Origin of the sequence: Sorangium sp. So ce119 (assembly GCF_051524405.1) — a bacterium.
GTDB classification, from domain to species: domain Bacteria; phylum Myxococcota_A; class Polyangia; order Polyangiales; family Polyangiaceae; genus Sorangium; species Sorangium cellulosum_G.
Map to the genome: position 1 here is coordinate 75,525 of NZ_CP150310.1, position 19,140 is coordinate 94,664.

A 19,140-nucleotide genomic window follows, 5' to 3' on the forward strand; every position below is an offset into this window, starting at 1 on the left:
ACGGGCGGCGGGGGGCGCGCTCAGAACCTGTGGCCGACGGCGAGCCGCAGCGTGGCGATCTTGTCCTCGGCGAGGCCGAAGCCGAGCGACGGGTCGAGCGCCACGAGCAGCCCGGCCCGGCCGTAGAGGGCGGATTTCGCCGGCGCGTAGACGACGAACGGCTCCAGCGCGACCTGCGCGAGGTCCTCCTGCGTGAGCGTCAGCGCCGTCTGCAGCCGCAGGCCGCCGCCGAAGGCGCCCTGCGTGCGCAGCTCGAGCTCGTTCGATTGCTCGAGCACGAGCTCGGTGTCGCCCCCGCTGGTCGGGAGGGCGAGCATCACCGCGGCGTCCGCGCGGTAGACGAGCCGCGTGGCGAGCTCGGTCTCGATGCCGCCGCGGACCCTCATGGGAAAGTGCTGGGGGATGAGCCGGTGCAGGTCGAAGAAGGCGCGCGCCGGGAGCGTCGCCTGGAGCGTGGCGCGCGCGTCGGCGTTGGGGTCGCTCAGGACGGGGAGCGAGAGCGAGCCGCCCAAGAAGACGGCGAGCTTGCGCGAGAGGTCGCGCGCGTAGTGGGCGCCGAGCGTGGGGTTGCCGAAGAGGAGGCTGCCGGCGCTGCTGCTCTCGTCGACGCCGAGCCGCGTCGACCGGAACGAGGCGGAGACGCTGCCGTAGGCGAGCGGGAGCTCCGCGTCGAGGTGGAGCCGGCCGCGCCACGCGAGCTGGCCGATGAGCGCGAAGCTCAGGCCGAAGGTGCTCACCTCGGCGTCGACGTCGTCCATGGACCAGTCGGCCGACTTGCTCAGGACGTCGAGCTCGAGCTCCGCGCGGGAGCCCTGGGATCGGACCCAACCGTTCTTCTCTGCCGGGGCGGCCGACGGCGCCGCGAGCCACAGCGAGAGCAGGACGGCGGAGGAGAGCAGCGGTTTCGCGTTCAATCAGGCCCGGCTGCGATGACTAACACGCCTCGGCGCTTCTGTGGCCGCCGAACGGCGCCGTCCGCGGCCGCGAGATGGCATATCGGCCGAGGTGCGAGGGGGATGAAGGGAGATGTCGTGGCGCGCTGCGGGCGGCGCGCGCGCCCGGAGGACGCCCGGCGCGGGGAGGCGCTCTACGACCTGCGCGGGGCAGGCCGGCTCGATCCGGACGCGGGCGCCCCCTGCTTGGCGGAGCCGCCGGGGGCCGACGCAGGCGCCTCGTCCTCGTCGCCCTCGTCGTCCTCGTCGTCGTCTTCGTCCTCCTCCTCCTCGGCGTCGTCCTCGTCGCCCTCGTCCTCGCTGTCGCCCTCGAAGAGCAGGGAAGGCGCGCCATCGCTGCCGTGCTCCGCGAAGATCGCGTCGGCGGCGATCACGAGCTCCTCCAGGCGCTCCGCGTCGACGGGGCCGTACGCCGCGAGCGCCATGACGCGGTCCTGCACGAACAGCCACGCGTCCGGGAAGTCGCGCAGCGCATCGCGGACGCGGGTCGAGAGCCACCGGCCGATGGCCTTCGCCTCGGCCCCCTCGACAAGGAACTGCTCCATGAACTCCGGGTCCTTCTTGAACTGGATGCCCGTGTTCGGGGCGCGGCTGCCGTCGACGACGGGCAGCGGGCACACGGTGAGCCGGGGCGCGGGCTTGGCGAGCTTGGCGAGGACGACCTGGTACTCGCTGCCGTTCTTCGCGTCCGGCCCGACGACGGCGACATAGGCGAGCTTCGGGACGAGTTCGTACCGGGCGATGACGCCGCCGCCGCCCGTCTCCTGCAGCATCCGCTCGAGGCTGGACGGCGCGGAGCGCACCGGACGCGGGCCGGCGACCTCGGCGGTCGTCTTCCGGCCGTGCGCGCCGGACCGGCGCGCGGCCGGCTTCGGGGTCATCAGCGCGCGCCACCGCACGAGCTCGGCGTCGCGCCGCGACTCGTGCCGACCGCGCAAGCCGGTCAGGTACCAGACGACGAGCAACGCGAGGGGACCTACGTACCAGAGCCAGGGCATGGGGCGGCGATGCTAGCAAACCTCGCGCAGCGGCGGTGGGGTCGCGTGGCGCGATGGTGGGGTCGCGCCCATCGGCGGGGCGGCGGCGGCGCTCGGGGCGCGGCCGCCGCGGGAGGCGGCCGCGCTCAGGGGGCGGCGGCCGCGGGGGGCGGCGGCGCATCGGCGCGCCGCTCGAAGATGCACCAGTAGCCGTTCTTGCTGTGACGCACCATGCCGGCGACGTCGTAGACGCCGCGGAAGCGCCGGTCCTTGCGGAGCTTCTCCTGCGCCGGGAACGGGAGCTTGTCGCACGTGTCGGCGCCGCCGACGAACACGAAGTAGCGCGGCGCCTTGTCGAACACGCGCTGCACGTAGCCAGGGCCGGTCTTGTGCGTGTAACCGCCCGGGAGCTTGGAGATCACCGGGTCGACCAGGCCGAGCAGGTCGAGCACCGGATAATCGGTCGTGTACCCGATGTACCCGATGTCGCCCACCGCGACCTCGCCGGGCTGGCCGTGCTGCAGGAACCACGCGGCCGCGCCGCCGGCGGCGCTGTCCCAGAACTGCTTGTCGTCGTCGAGGATCCGGTGCTGCGCGCGGTCGATCCGCTGCGCCCGGAAGGCGCCCAGCGCGACGATGCAGCCGGCCACGAGCAGCCCGGCGCCCACGGCGAGGGCGAGGCCGGCGCCGGCGCGCGCGGGTCCCGGTTGCGCGCGGGCCGAGAGCGCGGGGAGCATCGGCTCGAGCAGCGAGCGCGCGCCGAGGCCCGCGAGGAGGAAGCAGAACGGCTCGAACGGGCTCATGAAGCGGTAGAACGGCATCCAGTCGCCGCCGACGAGGAGCACGTAGCCGGCCACCGCGAGCGCGAGGGCCCCGACGCACAGCGCGTCGCGGTGCCGCGAGACGATCGCCACGCAGAGGCCGAAGAGCGCGAGCAGGAGCGCCGGCCACGTGTGCTCGACGTACTCGCCGATGTAGTGCCGCCCGCCGGCGAGCTGCTGGGCGAGGCTCCCGGTCTTCGCGCTCAGCGTGTTCGGCAGCCAGGTGCCGTAGTAGCTGTGCCGCCAGAGCATGTGGAGCGCGATGGGCGCGGCGAAGACGACGCCGCGCAGGAGGTTCTGCCGGCCGAAGAAGCGCAGGCCGAGGAAGAGCATCGGGATGCCGATGAACATCGGCGCCTCGGGGCGCGTCAGGCCGGCCAGCCCGAAGACGAGGCCCGAATAGGGGAAGCCGGTCCCCCGGTCGCGCTCGCGGAACATCATCTCTGTGCCGGCGAGGACGAGCAGCACGAAGAGCGGCGTCTCCAGGCCGAAGACGGCATATCCGCTCTGCACGATCGAGCTCGCGAACAGCCACGTGGCGATGCACGGGATCGCGCCGAGCGGGCGCAGCCGGTTCGCGAGCAGGTAGAGCGCGCCGAGCGAGCCGCAGGCGGCGAGCCCGCCGAGCACCTTGGCGAGGACGTCGGGGTCGAGGCCGACCTTGATGCCGGCCGCGAGCAGCACGGTCCAGAGGAAGTTCGTGTACCCCTCGATGCGCTCGCCGGCGTTGTAGACGAGCCCGAGGCCCCGGGCGAAATTGCGCGCGTAGCGGTACGAAATGTACGCGTCGTCGATCGTGAACGAGCGCACCCGCACCATGTTCGCGACGAGGAGGACGGCCGGCAGCACGAGGCCGATCGCGAGGTGCAGGCGGCCGGAGAGCGGCGCGCCGCGCAGCCATTCGCGCAAGCTCCGGGCGGGGGGCGCCGCTCGCTCGTCGCCGCCCGCCTCGTCCACCTCGCCGTCCGGAGGGGCGACGTCGACGCGCCCGCGCGCGTCGTCCAGTTCCAGCCCGGGTCCCCGCCCTTGTTCGATCTCTTGTTCCAGGGAAGCCATGCGACGCGTTTCCCTAGCATGGACGCCTCTTGCCGGGGTCGTTTCTTGGTCGAGGTGCGCGCGCCAGCTATCCTCGAAACATGCGTACAGCCATTGTCGCTCTTACCGCCTCCTCCGCGCTCTTCCTCGCGCCGCCCGCGCTGGGAGCGCAGGGCGTTCCCTGCGGCTTCTATGGCGTCGACCCCGGCGCGGCCGTCCAGGCGGGGAAGGTGATCCTCGACGAGGACCGCGTGGAGCAGCTCGCGCGCGCGGGCGCGGGCGCCGTGCGTGTCGAGTTCCAGCTCGACGGTGACGACGCGTGGGACGACGACAAGCTCGACGAGTACGAGGCCGTCATCGACGCCGTGGTCGACGCGGGCCTCGAGCCGCTCGGGCTGCTCTCCCACCGCGCGGTCCGGGGAGGACAGGACCGCTGGAACGACGACGGCGACGGGGACGGCAACAACCGCTATGTGGAGGAGTTCGCCGACACGGCAGAGGCGCTCATGACGCGCTTCGCCGGGGACGTCGTCCGCTGGGAGATCTGGAGTCAGCCGAACTGCGCGGTGAACCCCGACGTCGCGGCCGACCCCGCGAACGCCGGTTGCACCTACGTCCTGCCGCGCGTGCTCGCGCAGATCCTCGCCCAGATCCGCGTCCGCAACGAGGCGCTCTTCAACGCCGGCGAGCTCTCGCTGATCACGGGCGGCCTGCTCGTCTCGGACGACGCCCAGGTGCCGTCTCCACCGGTCGATTACCTGCGCGAGCTCTACGACCAGCGCGTATGGGACGACCTCGAGGCGACCTACGGCGAGCGGTATCCGTGGGCCCACGTCGGTCATCAGGTGTTCGTGAGCCAGTTCGGCGAGATCGATCCCGCCGCGATCACCGGCTATCTGGACGAGGTGCGCGACGTCGCCGAGCAGGCGGGGGACGAGAGCGCGGGCGTCGTGACCGGGATGGCGTGGGCGACGGGGCTCGTCGGCGAGGAGCTCCAGGCGGCGAACCTGACCGCCGCCTTCGATCTCCTGTCGGCGCGGAAGGACATCGCCGGCGTGGTCTGGGCCGGCTTCCAGGACGCGGTGAGCGACGACGCGTCCTTCGGCCTCGTGGACGAGACCGGCGCCGCCAAGCTCGCGCTCGCGGCGCTCCGCGCGTCGGCCAACGGCTGCGAGCCCGGGGAAGGTGAGGGGCCGGGGGGCGGCAGCGGTAACGGGGGCAACGGGTCGAGCGGCGGCGTGAGCGGCGCCCCGCAGCAGCCCGTCGGCAACGGCACCGGGGGGCGGCCGATCGATGGAAAGCGGCGCGAAAGCGCGTGCAGCCTCGCCGCCGGCGCGCCCGGCGGCCTCGGAGAGCCGCTGGATGTGGGCTGGCTCGCGTTGTTTGGCGTCGGTGGGCTCGCCCTCCGATGCAGGCGCTCACGGCGGATCTGACGGGCTCGTCACTCAACGGAAACAGCGGCGGGCCCGGGCATCGCCTACATTAACGGCATGCCTCACACGTCGGTGCGCTTCGCGCGGCTGATGGCCGTGCTCGTGGGCCTTTTGTTCTTCAATGGCTGCGGGGACGACGACGGGGGCCAATACCCCTCCGGCCTATGCGGCGACGGCGTTGTCGACGCGGGGGAGGTGTGCGACGACGGCAATACGGCGGACGGCGACGGCTGCTCGCCGACATGCCAGATCGAGGAGCCGCCGAAGGTCGGCTGCGGCGACGGCGCGCTCGACCCGGGCGAGCAATGCGACGACGACAACACGACGGACGGCGACGGCTGCTCGGCGGAGTGCCAGATCGAGGTGCCCCCGCGCTGTGGCGACGGCGCGCTCGACCCGGGCGAGCAATGCGACGACGGGAACGTCGCGGGGGGTGACGGCTGCGAGAGCGACTGCACGAAGACGCCGCCCCGGGAGATCGTGTGCGAGGAGCTGGCGCCGCTGGGGGAGGGGACGTGCGAGGTCGTCCCCGGCGCGGGCGCCACGCTGATCCGGGGCGTCGTGCTCACGCCGGGCACGGTGCTCCGCGGCGGGCGGGTGCTCGTGGACGAGCGAGGGGCGATCGCGTGCGTCGGCTGCGACTGCGAGGCGGCGGGCGCGACGGAGATCACGTGTCCGAGCGGCGTCGTCTCCCCGGCGCTGATCAACACGCACGACCACATCACGTTCACGCAGAACAGCCCGTATACCCCGACCGACGAGCGCTACGAGCACCGGCACGACTGGCGCACCGGCAACAACGAGCACACGTCGATCGACACCCCCGGCTCGGCCACCCAGGCCCAGATCCGGTGGGGCGAGCTCCGCTTCCTGATGGGCGGCGCGACGTCGATCGTCGGCGCCGGGAGCGCGACCGGGCTGCTCCGGAACCTCGACCGGGCCGACCAGGAAGGCCTCGGGCAGAAGCCGGTCAACTTCGACACCTTCCCGCTCGGCGACTCGAGCGGCCGCGAGCTCGCGAGCGGCTGCGGCTACTCGGGCGGCATGGTGACGCGGGAGGACATCGCGGGAGAGGACGCCTATTGCCCGCACGTCGCCGAGGGGATCGAGGCGTCGGCGCGCAACGAGTTCGTCTGTCTGCAGACCGCGCCGAACGACGTGCTGCTGCCGCAGAGCGCGTACATCCACGGCATCGGCCTGACGGCGCTCGACTACGCGGCCATGGCGGTGAACGGCACGGCGCTCATCTGGTCTCCGCGCTCCAACATCACCCTCTACGGCGACACCGCGGTCGTCACCGCGGCCTCCCGCCTCGGGGTGCAGATCGCGCTGGGCACCGACTGGATCGCGACCGGCTCGATGAACCTCCTGCGCGAGCTCCGGTGCGCGGCGTCGCTCAATGAGAAATACTACGACGGCTTCTTCACCGACGAGGAGCTGTGGACGATGGTGACCGGGAACGCCGCCGCGATCACCGCCACGGACGACGCGATCGGCGCGCTCGCCGCGGGGAAGGTCGCGGACATCGCGATCTTCGACGGCGCAGAGCGCGACGGCCACCGCGCGATCGTCGCGGCCGAGCCGCAGGACGTCGTCCTCGTGATGCGCGGCGGGAAGGTCCTCTACGGCGACGCGGCCGTGGTGTCCGCGGTCCGGGGCGAGGAGGCGTGCGACGCGCTCGATGTGTGCGGCGCCTCCAAGCAGGTCTGCCTGCAGGACGAGATCGGGATGACGCTGGCGGAGCTCGAGGAGGCGGCGGGCGAGACCTACCCGGCCTTCTTCTGCGGCGAGCCCGAGCGCGAGCCGCTGTGCACGCCGTCCCGCGCCGCGACCGCGCCCGTGAACGCCTCGGTGAACGGCTCGACCGTGTACACCGGGGAGCCGACGGACGACGATCGCGACGGCGACGGCATCGCCAACGACGCGGACAACTGCCCCGGCGTCTTCAACCCCGTCCGGCCGCTCGACGACGGGGCCCAGGCCGACTTCGACGGCGACGGCGAGGGCGACGCGTGCGACGCGTGCCCGCTCGACGCGGGCAGCGAGGTCTGCTCGGAGCTGAACCCGGACGACAGCGACAACGACGGCGTGCTGAACGAGGCGGACAACTGCCCTGGCCTCCAGAACGCCGAGCAGGCTGACATGGACGGCGACGGCAAGGGCGACCCGTGCGACGCCTGCCCGGCGGAGGCGAACCCGGGGGCGCGGGGCTGCACGGTGTCGATCTACGACATCAAGAACGGCACGGTCGCCGAGGGCGCGACGGTGGCCCTGCAGAACGCGCTCGTGACCGGGCGGCACGGCAGCGGCTTCTTCGTGCAGGTGAAGCCGGGCGATCCGGGCTACACGGCGGCGGCCTACTCGGGCGTCTACGTGTACAGCCCGGAGAACGCCGTGAAGGTGGGCGATCGCGTGCGGATCACGAGCGCGGTGGTCTCGACCTTCTACGGCCAGATCCAGCTCGGCTCCGCGGTGACCGAGGTGGTCGCGTCGCTCGGGGAGGCGCCGCCGGAGCCCGAGCGCGTCGCGCCGGCGGACATCGCCACCGGCGGCCCGCGCGCGGCCGAGCTCGAGGGCGTCCTGGTCGAGGTGGAGGACGTCGCCGTGATCGGGCTCGACGCCATGTACTACGAGTTCATCGTCACGGGCGATCTGCGCGTGGACGACCTCCTGTACCGGGCGGCGCCGTTCCCCGCGGTCGGCCACGAATTCGCGAGGATCCGCGGCATCCTCACGTTCCGCAACGACAACTCGAAGGTGGAGCCGCGCGGCGCGGAGGACCTGGTCCTGGGCGCGCCGCGTCTCGCGGCGTTCGGGCCGGCGGCGTCGTTCGCGTACGTCGGACAGGCCGCCGCGCCGTCTCTCCCGGAGCCGCTCGCGGTGACGCTCTCCTGGCCTGCGTCGGCCGACACGTTCGTGGCGGTGGCGTCGGCGGATCCGGCGCTCGTGGTGGTGGGCGGCGGCGTGACCGTGCCCGCGGGCGCCGTGAGCGCCCCCGTGCTGCTCGACGGCGTGGCGGCGGTCGAGGCGGTGACGCTCACGGCCACGCTCGGCGAGGGGAGCCTGACCGCGACGGTGCGCGTCCTCGACCCGGCCGCGGAGCCGGCGCTGGCCTCGCTCGATCCGGCCTCGGCCGAGGTGGCGGCCGGCGGCACGGTGTCGTTCACCGTGACGCTCGACATCCCGGCGCCGCCGGGGGGCGCGCTCGTGGAGCTCGCGCTCGACCCGGCGGACGCTGGCACCCTCCCTGCATCGGTCACGGTCCCGGGCGGGCAGCAGAGCGCCACGTTCGACTACGTGGACGGCGGCTCGGCGGCCGGCGCCACGGTGACCGCGACGCTCGGATCGAGCACGCTCACCGCCACGGTCGGGACCGTGACGGCCACGGGAGGGCTCGTGATCAACGAGGTCGATTACGACCAGGCGATGACCGACGGGGCCGAGTTCATCGAGATCTACAACGGCACCGGCGCGCCGGTGGACCTCGCCGGTCACGCGCTCGTGCTGGTCAATGGCTCTGCGGTCCCGCCGTCGGTGTACAACACGTTTGATTTGAGCCCCGCCGGGACGCTCGCGGCGGGCCAGTACCTCGTGGTCGGCAGCACGGCCGTGGCGGTGCCGGAAGGCGCGCTGAAGATCGACTTCGAGGGCGCGCAGACCGACCGGGTGCAGAACGGGGCTCCCGACGGGATCGCGCTGATGAACACCGCCACGGGGAGCCTTATCGACGCGCTCTCCTACGAGGGGGCGATCACCGCTGTCGCGATCGAGGGGGTCACCGTGAGCCTCGTCGAGGGGACCTTCCTGCCGGCCTCGGTGGCGGACAGCAACATGGCCTCGATGCCCGGCTCGCTCTGCCGCCTGCCCAACGGGACGGACACGAACGAGGCCGCCTCGGACTGGGCCTTCTCCGCGACCATGACGCCCGGCGCGGCGAACGTGCCGTGAGCCTCGGCCGAGGCGCCGCGCTCCCCGCGCAGCGCGCCTCGGCCGCGCGCCGCTTCCCCGGTCCGGCCGCGCGGCCCTCGCCGCGCGGGCCTCGCCGGCGCCCCCGTCCTGTCAGCTTCGTCTGGAGAGGATGAGCCGCGAGCCAGGGCTCACAGGCAGCCGCAGAGCGGGTCGCCCTGCTTGCACACGCACTTGCCGGCCTTCTTCGCCGACGCCCCTGCGCGGGCGCCCCGCGTGGCCGCCGCCATCGCCGCCCGGCCGCGCTTGACCGAGACGGCCTTCGCCGGGAGCGGGAGCTTCGACGCCTTCGCGTCGACCTCCTGCTCCTCATCCCCGGCGGCGGCCTTCGCCTCCTCCGCGGCCTTGTACGCGGCGAACGCCTTCTGCGCCTTCTCCGCGTCGCTCTTGGCGGTCTCGAGCGCGAGGGTCAGCTCGGAGATCTTCTTGTTGCGCTCCTCGATATCGAGGTTGAGCTGCGCGATCCGGTCCTGCTCGGCGACGCGGGCGGCCACCGCCTCGGCCTGGGCGGCCTCGGCCTGCTGGACCTTGCCCGCGAAGGTGGTGACCGCCACCGCCGCCGCGGCCGCCATGATCAGCCCCATCCCGAACACGAGCCGATTCCGCCGCTTCTGCCGCACCCCCTGGGCGAGCGCCTCGAGCTCGCGATCCAGGTCCCCCGTCATCGACATGGGCGGCACGCTCGCCGCCACCGGCGCGATGCTGGGGGGCGCCTGTTGGTAGTAACGCGCTCCCGGGCCGTCTTGGTTGTTGATCATCGCGCGAGACCTCCTCCTCTTCCTCCGTGAGCGACCCCTCGCGAGGCAAGTGTGGTGCCAGGTGCGACGAGCTCGCCGTTCGTGAACGTTCACGCTCCGGCGAGCGAGCGCGGCGTCGGGGCGCGGCGTTTGCGGTGATCGAGCGGCGAGCCGCGGTGGAGGGAGCGAGGCGCGGTTGATCCGGGTGGATCAACCGTGCTGGTACACGGAGCGCTCACCCGGACCGCGTTGTGTTCCCCTGGTCCAACCGATGTCCTGCCCCTGCTCGGCGTATTGATCCACTGTGCCTGTCGATCGAACAGCGATGGAGATCCGCCGATGCTCGATGAGGCACGAAGCATCCCTCTCAGCGCATTGCCTCCGCGCCGGGTCATCGCTTCACGCGAAAGCATCTCCCGGAGAGCAGCACAATGACTGTTCGGGATTGGCCCGATGGCGTTTTCCTCGCTGAAGCTTCTATCGCGCCTGGCCCACGTGTGCTTCGCGGCGGCGAGCCGCTCGGCAGCCGCGCGCGCGACGCTCGGGCGCGATCGCGGGTCGGCGCGGCGCGCTCGGCGCGGCGTGGACGTCAGGGCTGCAGCCTGGCGATGAGCGCGTCCTGGCCCGTGACGCTCGTCAGGGGATCGCCCCCGAGATCGATGCTGCCGCTGAAGTTGCCGGTCAACGCGATGTTCCCCAGCGGGTCCACGGCGACGGCCGCGGCGCGCTGCTCCCCTCCGTCGCCGAACGACGTCGCCCAGAGCGTCTCGCCGTCGGTCGGCGCGAGCTTCGCCACGAAGGCGTCGAAGCCGCCGTTCGACGTGAGGAGCCGCTTCTTGAAATCGATCCTGCTCTCGAAGTCTCCGACCAGGAGGACGTTGCCCGCCTCGTCGACCGCCACCCCGAGCGCTCGCTGATCCTCCCCGTCGCCGTAGGTATGGCTCCAGAGGTGCGTGCCGTCGCCCCTGAAGGCCGCGACGACCGCGTCGGTCTCTCCGCCGTAAGGCAGGGGCAATCCACCGACGCGGATCTCCCCCTTCGTGTTTCCCGCGACGGCGATGTTCCCGTCCTTGCCCACCGCGACGCTCGTGAACTCCTGATCCATGGTATCGCCGAAGCCCCTGGACCACAGCGGCACGCCCGTCGTCCCGTCGAGCTTCGCCACGAAGGCGTCGTGGCTCGTCGCGGCATAGACGTCTTGTCCGAACCGCACCGTGCCGGCCACACGGCCGGCCACGACCACGTTGTCGTCGGGCGTGACGGCCACGTCGAGCGCGGCCTGAGGGCTCGTGTCGCCGAAATGGCTGTTCCAGACGTGGTGGCCCTCCGCGTCGATCTTCACGACGAAGATGTCCTCTCCGCCGCCGCCCCTCATCGTCGTCTCATCCAGCACGTTCGCCGAGTTGGAGAACATGCCCGCGACGAAGATGTTGTTCCCCGAGTCCACCGCGACCCCGTACGCGTTGTCGGAGTTGGGACCGCTGATGCGCTTGATCCAGAGCAGGGTGCCGCCCGGGTCGAGCTTCGCCACGAACACGTCGCTGCCCTGGCTGATGAACGTCGTCCCGCCGAAGTTGACGGTGCCCTCGAAATTGCCGGCCACGATCACGTTGTCGTTCCGGTCGCGCGCCACCGCGCTGCAGAGATCCGTGCCCGACCCGCCGAACACCGTTGGCCAGTCCCTCCGACCGCTCTCGGGCGTGAGCTTCACGACGAAGCCGTCGGTCGATCCGAGGCTGTTGGCGAAATCCGTCTGCCCGGAGAAGCTGCCGGCGACCAGGATGTTCCCCCCGCCGTCGAACGTGACGTCGAGGCCGCGCTGCTCGCCGCTGCCTCCGATCTGGACGCTCCACGTGGGCGCTCCGTCGCACGTGCCGCTGCCGCCGTCGCACGTCTCGTCCTCCGCCGTCGCGCAGTCCTCGGCCCCGGGGACCACCTGATACTCGCACCTGCCGCCCTGTCGACAGCCGCCCTTGCACGCGCCGACTCCCTCGGTCCCGACCGGGCCCTCATAGCAGGGCTCGCAGCCCCCGCCGCCCTCGGACGAGGTCGACGGCGCGCCGCCCTGGCCGCCGACGCCGCCCGCGCCGCCTGCTCCGCCCTCGGCGCCCGCGCCGCCCGCGCCGCCCCCGCCGCCTTGCGCGGTGCCTCCGCCGCCGGTGTTCGCCAGGAGGACGCCCTTGTCGAAGCACCCGACCAGCGCGCCCGCCGCGCCGAGCGCGCCGCAAACGATCAGCAAACCGCTGCGTTCCATCAGAAGACCCCCGCGATCCCCGCGCCCCACGGCGATATCCACGCACGGGCCGCCGCGCCGCCGGGCTTCGACGCCGAGGACGCGGACGGCACGGTGAGGAGCAGCGCGACGCCGCCCGCGGCGAGCACGCCGCCCACGATGAGCGACGGCGCGGGGACGAGGCGCACGCTGTTGTACGAGTCCAGCTTGTCGCGCGTCTGCGGCGTGTCAGGGCACTCGACCCGCCGGGAGCATCCGAGATCGATGAGATCGCCCCGCAGCGCGCTGGCGACGCCGAACGTGATGCCCCCGACGACGAGCCCGGCCGCGCCCGCGCCGACCGCGGTCCAGCCGAACAGGCGCTGCGCGGTGTCCGGCGCGGGGCCGGCGGGCCGCGGGACGACAGCAGGGGGCTTCGGGGGGGCGCCGGGGAACTCGAGCGTGACCGCCGACTCGTTGCGCTCGGGCAGCGTGATCTCCTGCCGGACGACGCGGCCAGCCCACGCGCCCTCGACGACGTGCTTGCCCGGATCGACGGGCCGGCTGACCCCGACGAGCGCGGGCGGCACCACCTTGCCGTCGATGGTGATCTGCACCTCGCGCTCCGGGGCGCCGCGCACCCCGACAGCGAGCTTCGGGATCCGCGGCTTGAGATCGTTGTACGCCTTCTCGGCGTCGGCGACCGCCGCCCTGAAGACGTCGCTGGCCGAGGCGTCGAGCTGCATGCGGCTCACCTGCAGGTAGCGCTCGGAGGCCTCGATGAGCCGCCCGAGCCGCTCGAGGCAGCGCGCCGCGTACAGGCCGATGGTGGGCGCCTGGATCAGCTCGTCGGCGCGCGCCAGCTTGTCGAGCGCCGCCGCGTAGTCGCCCTTGTCGAAGAGGGCGAGGCCCTCTTCCGCGAGGGCCCGGGCGGCGTTCACGGTGGCGGGGTCGACGTCGGCGGCCCGCGAAGGCGCCGCGAGCGCGAGCGCGAGCGCGATGATTGCGGTCCCCAGGGCCCTCGATCGACCGTTCATTCGCTTTCTCAGAAGCCGAGGCGCTTGTCCGCGGCGGCCGCCGTGCCGGCGGCCGGCGGCGAGCCCGCGGGCGCGCCCTGCGTCCTGGTCCGCTGCGCGGAGGAGGCAGCCTTGCCCTGCCGCGCGGGCGCTGAAGCGCCGGACAGCGCGCGCGACGTCCACGTCGCGGCCGGATCGGGGGCGCCGCGAGCGCGCGCGGAGCCCTCCTCGCGCGCGGGCGTCACGGTGGTCGCGCCGCTCGGCTCCGGGGAGCGCGCGAGCTCGGGCGCCTCCCTGGCGGGAGCCGCCTCGGCCGAGGGGCCGTCATTCGCCTGCGCCGCGGGCGTCGGCGCGGCGGGCGTCGGCGCGTTGATCGCCACCGGCGGCGACTCCGCGCGGGGCGCCTGCTCGGGCGCGGCCCGGCCGCTGTCCGGCGCGCCGCGGCCCACGAAGAGCCACACGCCGACGACCGAGGCCGCGAGGCCGAGCGCGACGGCGACCGGCGCGGTGCGGCGGGGCCTCCAGTCGACCTCGGCCTCCTCGAGGACGAGGCTCGGCTGCGGGGCCGCGTCGCCGCTCGGCGGGCCGGAGACCGGCGGCGCCGAGGCGGGCGGGACCGAGACAGGCCCGGCGAGCACGCCGGACGCCAGCGAGGCCCTGCCGGCCTCCTGCGCCTCGCCCGGCAGGAGCGCGGCGCGCAGGGCGTCGGCCATCGCGGTGGCCGACGGGAAGCGCGCGCCCGGATCGCGGCTGCACGCCTGCAGGAACCACTCGTCGAACGCCGGCGGCACGGGCCCGGGCGCGACCCGCGAGGGGACGGGCAGCGGCTCACTGCATATCTCGAGGATCATCGCGCCAGGCGCCTCGGCCGTGATCGCGGCCCGGCCGCACACGCATTCGAAGGCGATGACGCCGAGCGCCCACAGGTCCGACCGGTAATCGACGGACGCGCCCTGGGCCTGCTCGGGGCTCATGTACGGGAGCGTCCCGATCAGCACGCCCGCCTGCGTGCCCATGCCCTCGGAGCCGTACAGGGGCGTCTTCGCGACGCCGAAATCGAGGACCTTGGCCACCTCGCGGTCGTCGTCGCGGGCGAGGAAGATGTTCTCGGGCTTGAGGTCGCGGTGGACGATGCCGGCGTCGTGGGCCTTGCGCACCGCGCGCGCGACGTCGGCGAAGATGCGCGCCGTGTCGGCCGGGGAGAGCGGGCCGACGCGCTCGATCCGGTGCGAGAGATCCTCACCCTCGAGGAGCTCCATCGCGATGAACGGGACGTCGTTGTCGACGCCGTGATCGAGGATCTGCACGACGTTCGGGCTGCGGAGCACCGCCGCCGCCTGCGCCTCCTGGTAGAAGCGCGCGCGGACCGCCTCGTCCTTCGCGTACAGCGGGCCGAGCATCTTGATCGCGACAGGCGACCCGAGCGTGAGATCGTCCGCGCGCCAGACGGTGCCCATGCTGCCCGAGCTGAGAGGGCGGATCAGCCGATACCGGCCGACCAGCACCTGCCCCTCCAGCCCGAACGCGTTCGTCGTCATTGTCGCAGGACCTGTGGTGCGCGCGTGGCCTACCCTACGCTGGTGATTGTTCAGTGCTGTTCAACAACAACGACAGATAGACTGAAAGTCTACGAGGTATAGCGCGAGGCGTCAATCGGCCCACGCGCCGCGTGCTCTCAGGACGCTGCTAGAGCACCGAACAGGTTGAAACGCCGTGCAGGAGAGAGTTTGAACCACAGCGGCACAGGGGGAACAACAACAAAAACTCTGCGCAACCGTCGTTCATTTCTGGTCTTTCGGGCCGGGCGGTACTCTATATCAACACGAAGTCCTCGGCCACGGAGACCTCCTCGGCCATGATGCTCGTGGTCTCGTCGTCGCGCTGGACGGCGAGCTTGTAGAGTTGCGCCAGCACGGCCGGGTGATCCTCGACCAGACCCATGAACTCGGTGGACGGCAGGTAGAGCGCCACGGTGGGGTGGACGGCGATGACGTCCGCGTTCGCCGCGCGTCGCAGGACCATGGCGATCTCGCCGGCGACGTCGCCGGGGCCGAGGGTCGAGAGCACGAGCGGCTCGCCGCGGGGGCCGTCGGCGGCGTCGCGCCGGACCACGGCGACCTCGCCGGAGGCGATGAGGAACAGGCCGGGGGGCCGCTCATCCTGGACGAGCAGGCGCTCGTTCTTCTCGAACGTCCGCGTGCGGAAGCGCTTCACGAGCACGGGCCTGTCGGCCTCGGGGACGACGCGGAGCACGTCGCTCATGCGGACGAGGTTCTCCACCATGCGATCGCGGCAGTAGTCGGCGAGCTCCGCGCTGACCTCGGGCTCGCGCTGCGCGATGTCGTCGATCGCGTCGCGCTTCACCTCGAGCACGATGGACGGCCGCGTGGCGACGACGCTCCCGGTGCGCGGGGCGCGCGACAGGAGCGCCATCTCGCCGAACATGGCGCCGTTCGTGAGCCGGGCGAGGACGATCTCCTCGCTCCCGCGGCGGCGGCGCGCCTCGAGCTCGCCGCGCGCCACGAAATAGGCCTCGCTGCGCGCCGCGCCCTGCTCGATCACGGTCGTCCCCGCCGCCACCCAGATCGGCGCGAACGCCGCGCAGAGCGCGCGGAGCGCGTCGCGCCCGACGGCCGAGAAGACCGGCTGGGGCGCGATGCCCGGGTGGTCGGCCTGGGCGGCGAGCCTGCGGGTCGCGTCGTGGATGATCTCGGTCGCCTTGTTGAGCAGGAGCGTCCCGGTGAGCACGGCGGGGAGCGGCTGGAACGCCTCCGCGGTGGGCAGGGGCGGCGGCGGCGGCGCGCCCTCGCCGAGCCGCGGCGAGTCCTTGCAGAACGACGCCGCGATGAGGTCGAGCCCGGGCCCTGGATCGCCGCCGAAGCGCTCGCTCTCGCGGGCGGCCGCGACGGCGAGCGGCAGGTTCTCGAGGTCGATCGCGCGGACGACCGCGGTGGAGCACGCCTCGCGCGCGGTCTCGTGCCGGTTCAGCTCGCCGAGGAGGCGCCCGCAGAGGCAGAGCGCCGACGGCATGGTCGGATCGTGGCGGACCAGCGCCGCGGCCCATCGGAGCGCCGCGTCGCGCTCTCCTGCGAGCGCGAGCGAGAGCGCTCGGTCGATCGGCGACTCCGCCTGCTGCGTTGAGCCCGGGAGCACCGGGGGGAGGGCCATGTAAGCGTGTATATCAGGGTTCGTTGCGCGACGGCAAAGAAGGCCGATCCCGCGGCGCCGGCCCGGCGCGCCGAGCCGGCGAGGCATTGGCGGCGAGGCGTCCGCGCGCGCCCAGCCGGCGAGGGCCGCGCCGGCGCGCTCAGCCGAGCTGCTGCTTCAGGAACTCGATGCTCCGTTCCCAGGCGATCTTGGCCGCATCGGGGTTGTACACCTCGGGGCGCGTGTCGTTCGCGAACGCGTGATCGGCGTCGTAGACGTGGAGCTCCATGGACTGGCCCCGCGCGGTGAGCTCCTTCCGGATCGCCTCGGCGGCGGCCGGCGTCGCCCACGCGTCGCGCGCGGCGAAATGGGCGAGGATCGGCGCCTTGACGCGCGCGTAGTCGGGGGCAGGGCTCGGGACGCCGTAAAAGGGGACCACGGCCGCGAGCTCGGGGACGGTCGCCGCGGCGGCGAAGCTCAGCGCGCCGCCCATGCAGAACCCGATGACGCCCACGTTGCCGTTCGACCGCTCGTGCGCCGCGAGGAAGCGCGCCGCGCCGGCGATCTCCTCGAGGGCGCGGGGCTTGTCGAGCTCGGTCATGAGCCGGTTGGCCTCGGCCGGGTCGCTGGTGATCTTGCCGTGGTAGAGGTCGGGCGCGAGGGCGATGAACCCCGCGGCGCCGAGGCGGTCGAGCAGCGAGCGGATGTGGTCGTTCAGGCCCCACCACTCCTGGATCAGGACGACGGCGGGCGCCTTGCCGGCCTGCTTCGGCCAGACGATCTCGCCGGTCGCCGAGGACCCATCCTTCGCGGGGAATGAAACCTTCTCGGACATGCGACTCCTCCCTTTCAGGCGGGACCGGCGCGCGCCGCTCCCTGTGAATGATCGGGGATCCGGCTTACACCATCCCCTGCGAACGATCGGGGCTCGGCTGACGCCGTCCCCTGCGAACGATCGGGGCTCGGCTGACGCCGTCCCCTGCGAACGATCGGGGATCGGCTGACGCCGTCCCCTGCGAACGATCGGGGATCGGCTGACGCCGTCCCCTCTGGCGCGGCGCAGGATAACCGTCCCCCCGACATCGCGCACCGCGATCTGCCGGGCGCGCTCCTCGCCGGCGCGCCGGCGCGCTAGATTGACCGCGTGGATCCGCTGGCGGAGCGATGGAGGCGAGCCGTCTCTTCCCTGAAGGAGCTCCGGCTGCGGGTCGCCTACGTGCGGAGCGAGCTGCTGCGCGACGACCTCCCCTCCATCGCCCGCGCGCTCGACGACCTCTGTCGCGACGCGGAGCAGGCCAGTCCCGTCGCGCGCGACGTGCTCGGCGCCGCCGTGCCGGTCCTCGCGGATCCGGAGCTCTCCGAGCGCGTCGAGCAGCTCCGCGAGCTCGCCGCCTCGGGCGCGCTCCTGTCGCTGTCGCGGCTCCTGCGCCGCAAGCCGCGGCGGCACGAGGCGCAGTCGACGTCGCCGGCGCCCGACGAGCGCCACGTCGCCACGTCGGGCGCCGGCCGCGCGCTCACGCTCGGCGAGCGGCGCGCGCTCGCGCGACGGCCGACGCGCGCCGCGTTCGACGCCCTGCTCCGGGACCCGCACCCGCTCGTCATCCGCAACCTGCTCGGGAACCCGCGCCTCACCGAGGACGACGTCGTCCGCCTCGCGGCGCGGCGCCCGGCGATCCCGGAGGTCGTGACCGAGATCGCGCGGCACCCGGAGTGGCCCCAGCGCTCGCGGGTGCGCATGGCGATCGTGCAGAACCCGGGCGCGCCGCCGGAGATCGCGGTGCCCATGGTGCGCCTGCTGCTGCGGCCCGAGCTCATGCAGCTCGTGGCGGCGCCGGACGTGCCCGCCGTCGTCCGGGCCGCGGCGCGGGAGCTGCTCGAGCGCCGCCCGCCCGTCCCGCACAAGCCGGGCGGCGCGCTCGAGCAGTGAGCGTCCCCGCGGCCAGCGAGCGCCCCCGCGGCGATGCCCGCTGGCAGCCCGGTCACCGCCGTGACGGGCCGCGCCGCCGCGCGCGCCGCGCCGCCGCGAGGGCGAGCGCCGCCGCGAGGGCGGGCAGCGCGCCGCGCGCGGGGGCGGCGGCGTGCGCGCAGGACGCCGTCGAGGCGCCGCCCGCGGGCGCAGGAGGCCTCGCGCGGGCCGGGAGGCGCGCGGCCGCGCACGGCGCGCCGAGGTCGGGCGCCGTCCAGTCCTGGTGGAACGCCGCCGCGCGCTCCGCGGGGTCGTCGACGTTGCTCGTGTCGTCGCTCGGCTCCTCGCCGACGGCGATCCAGAGCCGCACGCGGCGCTCCTCGGGACTCCACGCGACCAGGTGGTAGCGCCCGCTCTCCGGCACCTCGATCCGCCGCTCGAGCAGGAGCCAGGAGCGGGCCTCGGTCAAGGGATCGCGGACCACCGTCGGGGCGCCCACGCTCGCGGTCGTGAAGATCCGCGCGCCGCGGCCCGCGGGCGCCTCGAAGGGCAGCGCCGCAGCCGCCCGCGGCAATCCGGGGCCGAGCAGCGCGAGCGACGGGCGCTCGCGGCGGAGCGCGGCGATCGCCGGCACGCCGAGCTGCACGAGCAGCGAATCCCCCCGCGCGGCCTCGAATTCGAGCCACACAGGGCGGCTCGGACAACCGAGCTCGGACAGCACGATGCGAGAAGGACGGATATCGGAGAACACGAGCGCCTCCTCGGCGCGCGCGTGATCTCCGTAATCGAAGAAGATCTCGCGTGCTCGCGCGGGGGACGCGGACGCGAGGAGGGCCGCCAGCGCCGCGAGGAGCGGGGTGATCCGCGAGAACCGCGCGCGTCGCGCGGTCCTCCCGACCAGCGTCGAGCGGCGGTGTGCGGTGCTCATGTCCCTCGG

The 19,140-nt window shown here is 73.3% G+C and carries 13 protein-coding genes; 3 read left to right on the top strand and 10 right to left on the bottom strand.

What is annotated here, in order from left to right; translation table 11 throughout:
• Window positions 1-20: 20 nt before the first annotated feature.
• The 3 genes from WME76_RS00285 to WME76_RS00295 all read right to left on the bottom strand — a co-directional run bounded on the left by WME76_RS00285 (window position 21) and on the right by WME76_RS00295 (window position 3,807).
• Complete coding sequence (locus tag WME76_RS00285) at window positions 21-914, bottom strand: hypothetical protein (protein WP_437958224.1); 894 nt, start codon at window positions 912-914, stop codon at window positions 21-23.
• Between the two features lie 173 nt (window positions 915-1,087).
• Window positions 1,088-1,951 (bottom strand): hypothetical protein, encoded by an 864-nt coding sequence (locus WME76_RS00290; protein WP_437958225.1) that lies wholly within the window; start codon window positions 1,949-1,951, stop codon window positions 1,088-1,090.
• 125 nt (window positions 1,952-2,076) lie between these two features.
• Window positions 2,077-3,807: a hypothetical protein gene (locus WME76_RS00295; RefSeq protein WP_437958226.1), complete on the bottom strand. Its 1,731-nt coding sequence runs from the start codon at window positions 3,805-3,807 to the stop codon at window positions 2,077-2,079.
• Window positions 3,808-3,887: 80 nt separating this feature from the next.
• On the opposite strand from WME76_RS00295, the gene WME76_RS00300 reads away from it, so the two are divergent.
• Complete coding sequence (locus WME76_RS00300) at window positions 3,888-5,219, top strand: hypothetical protein (protein WP_437958227.1); 1,332 nt, start codon at window positions 3,888-3,890, stop codon at window positions 5,217-5,219.
• Window positions 5,220-5,276: 57 nt separating this feature from the next.
• On the top strand, window positions 5,277-9,167 hold the full coding sequence (locus WME76_RS00305) for a lamin tail domain-containing protein (protein ID WP_437958228.1): 3,891 nt from the start codon (window positions 5,277-5,279) through the stop codon (window positions 9,165-9,167).
• 149 nt (window positions 9,168-9,316) lie between these two features.
• Here the strand turns inward: WME76_RS00305 and WME76_RS00310 are convergent, their stop codons facing one another.
• The 6 genes from WME76_RS00310 to WME76_RS00335 form a co-directional block, all read right to left on the bottom strand.
• The gene (locus WME76_RS00310) at window positions 9,317-9,943 is read right to left on the bottom strand and encodes a hypothetical protein (protein ID WP_437958229.1); all 627 of its coding nucleotides are present in this window, start codon (window positions 9,941-9,943) and stop codon (window positions 9,317-9,319) included.
• Window positions 9,944-10,511: 568 nt separating this feature from the next.
• On the bottom strand, window positions 10,512-12,176 hold the full coding sequence (locus WME76_RS00315; RefSeq protein ID WP_437958230.1) for an SBBP repeat-containing protein: 1,665 nt from the start codon (window positions 12,174-12,176) through the stop codon (window positions 10,512-10,514).
• Window positions 12,176-13,171 (bottom strand): tetratricopeptide repeat protein, encoded by a 996-nt coding sequence (locus WME76_RS00320; protein ID WP_437958231.1) that lies wholly within the window; start codon window positions 13,169-13,171, stop codon window positions 12,176-12,178. Before WME76_RS00320 ends, WME76_RS00315 begins: the two co-directional genes overlap by 1 nt.
• An 8-nt stretch (window positions 13,172-13,179) precedes the next feature.
• A complete protein-coding gene (locus WME76_RS00325; protein WP_437958232.1) occupies window positions 13,180-14,688 on the bottom strand; it encodes a protein kinase domain-containing protein in 1,509 nt (502 codons plus the stop codon).
• A 274-nt stretch (window positions 14,689-14,962) separates the two neighbouring features.
• Window positions 14,963-16,318: a cyclic nucleotide-binding domain-containing protein gene (locus tag WME76_RS00330; RefSeq protein ID WP_437958233.1), complete on the bottom strand. Its 1,356-nt coding sequence runs from the start codon at window positions 16,316-16,318 to the stop codon at window positions 14,963-14,965.
• Window positions 16,319-16,457: 139 nt separating this feature from the next.
• Complete coding sequence (locus WME76_RS00335; RefSeq protein ID WP_437958234.1) at window positions 16,458-17,132, bottom strand: dienelactone hydrolase family protein; 675 nt, start codon at window positions 17,130-17,132, stop codon at window positions 16,458-16,460.
• Window positions 17,133-17,441: 309 nt separating this feature from the next.
• Here WME76_RS00335 and WME76_RS00340 point away from each other — a divergent pair, with 309 nt between their 5' ends.
• The gene (locus WME76_RS00340) at window positions 17,442-18,224 is read left to right on the top strand and encodes a hypothetical protein (RefSeq protein ID WP_437958235.1); all 783 of its coding nucleotides are present in this window, start codon (window positions 17,442-17,444) and stop codon (window positions 18,222-18,224) included.
• A gap of 52 nt (window positions 18,225-18,276) precedes the next feature.
• Here WME76_RS00340 and WME76_RS00345 read toward each other — a convergent pair whose 3' ends face one another.
• Window positions 18,277-19,131: a hypothetical protein gene (locus tag WME76_RS00345; protein WP_437958236.1), complete on the bottom strand. Its 855-nt coding sequence runs from the start codon at window positions 19,129-19,131 to the stop codon at window positions 18,277-18,279.
• Window positions 19,132-19,140 lie beyond the last annotated feature (9 nt).

What these genes read in the sequence shown, in the direction of transcription:
- WME76_RS00290 (WP_437958225.1), bottom strand. Translation starts at nt 1,951, where the DNA reads ATGCCCTGGCTCTGGTACGTAGGTCCCCTCGCGTTGCTCGTCGTCTGG.
- WME76_RS00295 (WP_437958226.1), bottom strand. Translation starts at nt 3,807, where the DNA reads ATGGCTTCCCTGGAACAAGAGATCGAACAAGGGCGGGGACCCGGGCTG.
- WME76_RS00300 (WP_437958227.1), top strand. Translation starts at nt 3,888, where the DNA reads ATGCGTACAGCCATTGTCGCTCTTACCGCCTCCTCCGCGCTCTTCCTC.
- WME76_RS00305 (WP_437958228.1), top strand. Translation starts at nt 5,277, where the DNA reads ATGCCTCACACGTCGGTGCGCTTCGCGCGGCTGATGGCCGTGCTCGTG.
- WME76_RS00310 (WP_437958229.1), bottom strand. Translation starts at nt 9,943, where the DNA reads ATGATCAACAACCAAGACGGCCCGGGAGCGCGTTACTACCAACAGGCG.
- WME76_RS00315 (WP_437958230.1), bottom strand. Translation starts at nt 12,176, where the DNA reads ATGGAACGCAGCGGTTTGCTGATCGTTTGCGGCGCGCTCGGCGCGGCG.
- WME76_RS00320 (WP_437958231.1), bottom strand. Translation starts at nt 13,171, where the DNA reads ATGAACGGTCGATCGAGGGCCCTGGGGACCGCAATCATCGCGCTCGCG.
- WME76_RS00325 (WP_437958232.1), bottom strand. Translation starts at nt 14,688, where the DNA reads ATGACGACGAACGCGTTCGGGCTGGAGGGGCAGGTGCTGGTCGGCCGG.
- WME76_RS00330 (WP_437958233.1), bottom strand. Translation starts at nt 16,318, where the DNA reads ATGGCCCTCCCCCCGGTGCTCCCGGGCTCAACGCAGCAGGCGGAGTCG.
- WME76_RS00335 (WP_437958234.1), bottom strand. Translation starts at nt 17,132, where the DNA reads ATGTCCGAGAAGGTTTCATTCCCCGCGAAGGATGGGTCCTCGGCGACC.
- WME76_RS00345 (WP_437958236.1), bottom strand. Translation starts at nt 19,131, where the DNA reads ATGAGCACCGCACACCGCCGCTCGACGCTGGTCGGGAGGACCGCGCGA.